This window comes from Schlesneria sp., from assembly GCF_036405755.1.
Classification (GTDB): domain Bacteria; phylum Planctomycetota; class Planctomycetia; order Planctomycetales; family Planctomycetaceae; genus Schlesneria; species Schlesneria sphaerica.
In genome coordinates this window covers 1-5,820 of sequence record NZ_DASWWZ010000710.1, presented here as the reverse complement: position 1 = coordinate 5,820, position 5,820 = coordinate 1, and the positions used below count along the sequence as shown (strand labels likewise).

Genomic DNA, 5,820 nt, shown 5'->3' with positions numbered 1-5,820 from the left:
CTGCGATTTGGAATCGCAGTCCCTGTTCTGGCATTTCTGATTATGAACATGCCTCCCCTTCCCTGGAAAGCGGTGGCTCCATTGGCCTTGCTGGGGGTCGTAGGGATCGGCATCGGACAGATCGCCCAATCCTTGGGAGTGGCGAGAACGCCTGCGTCGATTGGTACGATTCTTTCAGCCACTATTCCGGTGTTTGTCGTCGTATTTGCGACGATTCGACTGAAACAGTCCATCACGCGTACCCAAACTCTCGGGATTGCCGTGGCATTCGGGGGAATTGCCGTCGTGGCGACGGGTGGACCGTCGACTGAGACGGCCGCCACGCTGGCGGGGCCGCTGCTGGTATTGGCATCCGCTCTCGCGATTGCGTTCTATTATGTCTGGAGCGTCGAACTCACGCACCAATACGGCAGCCTCGCTGTTGCAGCGTGGAGCACCTTCTTCGGCTTCGCGGCGCTTTTGCCCTGGGCAATCTGGGAGGCCAGCTTCACCCCGTTTCAGCTCACGCTTCCCGCTATCGGGGCCGCCACGTTTCTGGGTCTGTTCGTTACGGTAGCAGGACTGCTTCTGTGGCTGAACATTCTGCGTGAAATACCAGCGCGAGTTGCTTCGAGCGTCCAGTTCCTGCAGCCCGTCTTCGGAATTGCCACGTCCACCTTCATTTTCCAGGATCAAATCGGATCACAGTTCGTGATGGGCGTCATTCTGATCCTGACCGGTTTGGCACTGACGGTTCATTCACGCAGTCAGGCCGCTTAGGAACGCCCGGCTACAGCGAGTCTCCTCTTCGAGATGACCGAGCACGAATCTGCCCGGTTCCCCTTCACGGAGAGTCCCCGCCGACGCACCTTCGCGGCCACTGCGGCGGCATCGACCGCACGAGTTTTTATCGAGCGGAACGGACCAGTTCATTGTGCGGACGCTAACCGCAGGCGGGACTGGGCGGCACGTCTGAGGATTTCGTCCTCTTCGAGGGCCGACCCGTGCTTCGTGAGACTCATCGGCATTCTGACTTTGACTGGCCTCGGCAGGCCGGCCTCCGAGTTGTAGACGTAAAACTGCCCTGCTTCTAACGTGGCAATGTCGTCACCCCGTCCTCCTCGCTCCTGAAGCTGCTCCTGAATGGTCTTAATCGACGTGGGAGAACTGGCGCGGCCGTAGAAGTGAGTGGCACAATTGCCGATGATCCGGTTTTCAATCTCTTTCGGATTTTGCGTCGCGAAGATCAGGCCAAGGTGGTACTTCCGCGCCTGTGACGCCAGCAGTTGCAGACTGACCTTAGACGGAATCGACTTTTGCGAAGGAATGAAGTCGCGCGCTTCGTCCACCACCAGCAGCCCGCGCAGTGCTCGATGGGGCGGCGTCGGGTTTTTCTTGATCCAGGTGAAGAGTGTCATTCCCAGTTGATACACAAACTGCTGCTTCAGCTCGGCGGAAGCGAGTCCCATCAGACTGATGATCGAGATTCGCGGGCCGGCCTTCAGTTTCCTGACGTCACCGAACAGGATGGCGGGATCCAGCCCCGTCCCGATGCCGCGCAGCATCGGATTTGTCTCGATGCGGGCCAGCAGCAAGTCAGCCATTTCCTTGGCGAACTTGCTTTCTCTCGCCATTCCCAACCCGGCTTCTTCGGGCAGGTCAGATAAAAGTGCGATGAAATCGTGCAGGTCTCCCGCACCGTTGTGGGCAAAGTAGCGGAGGGCCCGTGACAGCAGGCCGCGCTTGTTTTCGTTCGTCCCCCCCTTCCCGTTAATAACGAGCGAAGCGAGGCCATCAACGGCGGCATCAATCGCTTGCCTGAGCGCTTCGCTATCCGAAGCAGCCCCGGCGAGATCTGGCAGGGGTTCGAGCACCAGCGAATTGCCACTTTCTCGTCCCGGCGTCCAGTAGACGATATCCGTCGTCTCATGAAAGGCCTTCGCTTTTTGCGCGTCCCCTTCCATCCAGCCTGGGTGCGGTTCCGGCCAGTGATCCCCCAGAGCGGCCAGATCGTTGGCGCCGTCGATCACGATGGAAGGGATCCCGACCAGTGCGGCCTCTTCAATGATCCGCTTGAGCAAACTCGTCTTACCAGACCCCGCTCCGGCCAGAACCACGGTGTGCTTTTCCAGCAGTGACAACGGAAGCGTCACCTGCTCGGTATGCTTACCAACCTGACGGGTTCCAATCGGTATCTGATCCGGTAACGCGCCGACTCGGCTAACAGGTGCTTCACCTTCTAATTCGACTTGTATCTTTCCCCCCTGATCGACTTGCGCGGTCGGCTCAGCTTCTGATGTATCAGGTGTATTGAGTGGGGATGGTGTCGCCGGTGTTCGACTGAAATTGTGAACGACGGATTCCGTAGTCTCGTCCTCTACGGGTGCGCTGTCCCTGATTTCCCCAAGACATTTCAGGACCGCCTGCAGCCACGGCAATCGCGATGCATGACGCTGCCCCCTCAGCCACTCATCAAGGCCGATCGGACCTTCTGACTGCAGCATGTGTAGTGCATGCAAGGTCCTGATGTGCTCGGCCTGCGGTGCACACCATTCCCCACCGCTGCGGTTATACCGCTCAACCAGTTCTTGAGTGATCTTTCCTCCTGGCGGGGGTGTCGTCCTGAGCAGCACACAGTGGCGGAAGGGCAACTTCTGATCGATGCCCGACCCGTCGATCGCCCCCTTCACCCTCCCCTGGAAGGCATTGGCATTCGTCCGCTGCAGAGCCCGCATACTGAAGTGCTGCTCCCTGTCATTCTCGTCGTGGTTAATGACTCGAATGCGCGCGTGAAGCGACTTCGTATTCTTTCCACCGGGAAACTCATCGACAACCGCGTCAAGGCCACGCGGCCAATCGATCTCTTTCAACAGGCAACGACAGGCCGAAATCAGCATCGGTGCCATTCGTTCATCTGCCGTCGACTCTTCCAGAATCGTTTGTACGGGCGCCGTTTCATAAAACCGCGTGAATAACTGGTCCAGTTCCGGATGCACCCCGACAGGGAGAGAGACAGCCTCCCCCTCGTCAGTGAGACTGAGCAATTCCGTCACCGTTTCGGACGCCAGACAACGACGTTTATGCCGTTCACACGTTTTGAGCAATTCCCGGGGAGAAACCCCACTGATGTTGCGGAGGGCCCGGGGTGAGACGGGCCATGTGGGATACGGGGGATTAAATCCCATGCTGCGGCAGCCGGCTGTCGTGCGAGGGAAGAGCAGGCTTGCCGCCACTTCGGCATTGTTCAACGACGGAAGGAGGCGAGCATCCTCAAACCGATCCTGCCAGGACTGAATGGAGTACTTCCGCAATGCGGCGAGCGTGCTTTCAATGCACGAAACGACCGTCAGCGTGCGATAAGTCTGATCGAACATGGCACTCAGGCCTTTGGAAATCTCCTGAATGATCGACAACGCCCTCAGCCCCTCCGGAGTCGACTCGATTCCCCCTGCCTGTGCCGCAGGATCGAGTTGCGCCACGATCGGGTCGAGCTGATCGAACGCCACGACCGTCGATCCGCAAAGACTCATCATCCACGAAAGGGCTTTGACGATGCGAATCGGCTCTTCCTGATTTTTGGTGAAACCGAGCAGCTTTCGCATCTCATCGTCGACGGGATTGGCATTAATCCAGCTCAATCCTGCAGCGCTCACCGATGGATCATGGGACGTCGTTGCCAGGATCGCACGGATCACATCCTGATACATGGCCGCTTCGCGCGGGTGGATCTTTCGAATCGCAGTGACAACGGCAGTCACCTGCTGGGCGTGCTGCTGCTGTGAAAATTCCGCAAACCGTCCCAGAGCCCGCTCCGCGGTCACGTCGTAGTCGATCAGCTTCAGGAACTTTTCTAACAGGGTCCGCTGCTGGAACTGTCCCGGGATGTACTCCACCTGCAGCGAGTCGAGATATCCCTGCAGCACCGTGCTCCAGAAATCACGTACGTCAGTCATATCAACCAGTACGAACGAGATCCCTCGGGCTGCGGCCTGCTGCCGACAGACAGAAAGAAAATGCGTCTTCCCACACCCGGCGCTCCCCACAAGCAGCCACCCCAAAGGGGAATTCGCACTCTTATCGACCTTCAGGGAATCGAGCCGTCTCTGAAACTCGTCCCGTAAGCGGGTATGAATCTCGCTCGAATCATACGCCGCATCCGCCCAGACGCTTCTGAGATGCATCGTCCAGTCGTAATTGATTTCGCGGAGTGCGGCGAGTTCCAGAGCGGCGTCCTGTATCGGTGGCTCAACGACAGCGGGCATGAATTTCTCCTGGCCGTTCAGTAACCGTTCGCGTTCGAGATCTATCTGGGATTCGACAGGTACAGAATGTGACGGTCCTTCCCCTGACTGTTGGACAGCGCCGCCTCTTCATCAGCGGTTCGGATCTCGCGGGGATCATCCAGCGGCATGATGGACGCGGCTTCCGATTGTTCCAATTCCCGCAGAGCATGGTCGAGTTCAGGTCGCGGGACGTCGGCGAGCCGCGACCGCAAGTCGGCCAGGCGGATTCGTACTCCGTACACTCCATCCCCGGCAATCTGAAAACAAGCGTCGTACAATCGCCGCTTGAGTCCGTCTGACAGCTCACCGGGCTCTTCCGAAGAAACCTCCTCCTGAATCCGCCGCAGAGATTCCTGGCCATCAATCCATGCATGCCTGTCGTGGTCACGCTGAGCCGTCTGGGTGAGAGATCGATCAGGCAAATCCTTCGCAGATTCCCGTATCTCTTCCCCGGAAGAAGCCTCTTCACGAGTGACCTCAGTCTTCTCAGAACTAGTGCCTGGTATCTCCTGACTGACATTTGGTGTCTCGGGGATCGTGAAGAACGATGCCAGGGATATTGCCCCCGAGCTGACGTGAGCTTTCAGGAGCTGCAGGACTTTGCTCAGAATGACCAGGCCTGCAGTCCCCGTCGTGGGCAATGTGGCGTCCAGATGCGTTTCTGCCCACTTCCAGCCCTTCTCTGTCAGCGTCGCATGTAACGCCGCACGGGCCTTGAGGGATTCCTTCTGTTTTGAGACTTGGATTAAGCCTGATGTCTCAAGCGTTTTTCGTTCGTGCGCGGACAACTCGGGTTTCGTCTTGCCAACGTAAAAGCCTTCCGGCTGAGTCAGCAGCCGCAGTAGGAACAGAGCCTGTCGTGGATTTACTTCGTCGGCCATCACGATCGTCCTCCCGATATATCCCAGTGATCAGACTTCAACATCTATCAGAACGAGATTGAGCCATCCCTGCTGAAAGAGCGTCCTATAAATGGTCAATCGCTTTGGTCAGAGCCGTCGGTGCTACCGAGCATGGCAATTCGGACGACAGGCGTCGCTTAACGCAGCTGGACCAGTCTCCGGATCTTTTCCACAACCCGATCCGGATTCAAGAGTAATACATCGTGAGGAACTCTCATCACACGGTAGCCACTTATTAAAAGTTCATAGTCGCGGTGACGATCAAGGACGAACTGAATGGGAGTTGCGTGCCAGTAATACCCATCCACTTCTACAATGACTCTACCGTTCCGCCAGACAAAGTCCACTAAGTACGCCTCGCCCCCCGATGTCGTCACCCAGACATTACATTCAAATAGTCCCGCAAGTTCCCTATCCGAACAAAGCCGTGACCAGAGTAATTGCTCACCCTGACTTCCCGGGTGAGGTCGCCCGATCAGGGGATGGATGAATAATTCTCGCCGGAAGGACCGAGGTTGTTCGCGGGATTCTGCAAAAAAGCGAGACGGCTCGGTGCCTGCCCCGGACTCGGCCTCGATATCAAACTCAGAACTCCTGTCGAGGTGAAAGCCTTCAACGATGACTTCATCGCCGTGACTGACTTCATTTTCAAGACT

The 5,820-nt window shown here is 57.4% G+C and carries 4 protein-coding genes; 1 reads left to right on the top strand and 3 read right to left on the bottom strand.

Going from position 1 to position 5,820, the window contains the following annotated elements; genetic code table 11:
• Positions 1 to 759 (top strand): DMT family transporter (locus tag VGE80_RS23380; RefSeq protein ID WP_440594332.1); only part of this gene is annotated, 759 nt, incomplete at its 5' end.
• Between the two features lie 149 nt (positions 760 to 908).
• On the opposite strand, the gene VGE80_RS23375 is transcribed toward VGE80_RS23380, so the two are convergent.
• The 3 genes from VGE80_RS23375 to VGE80_RS23365 form a co-directional block, all read right to left on the bottom strand.
• Positions 909 to 4,241: an ATP-binding protein gene (locus tag VGE80_RS23375; RefSeq protein WP_440594331.1), complete on the bottom strand. Its 3,333-nt coding sequence runs from the start codon at positions 4,239 to 4,241 to the stop codon at positions 909 to 911.
• Between the two features lie 41 nt (positions 4,242 to 4,282).
• Positions 4,283 to 5,143: a hypothetical protein gene (locus VGE80_RS23370; protein WP_440594330.1), complete on the bottom strand. Its 861-nt coding sequence runs from the start codon at positions 5,141 to 5,143 to the stop codon at positions 4,283 to 4,285.
• Positions 5,144 to 5,301: 158 nt separating this feature from the next.
• The coding region (locus VGE80_RS23365) for an endonuclease domain-containing protein (protein WP_440594329.1) at positions 5,302 to 5,820 on the bottom strand (519 nt) is incomplete at its 5' end.

What these genes read in the sequence shown, in the direction of transcription:
- VGE80_RS23370 (WP_440594330.1), bottom strand. Translation starts at nt 5,143, where the DNA reads ATGGCCGACGAAGTAAATCCACGACAGGCTCTGTTCCTACTGCGGCTG.
- VGE80_RS23375 (WP_440594331.1), bottom strand. Translation starts at nt 4,241, where the DNA reads ATGCCCGCTGTCGTTGAGCCACCGATACAGGACGCCGCTCTGGAACTC.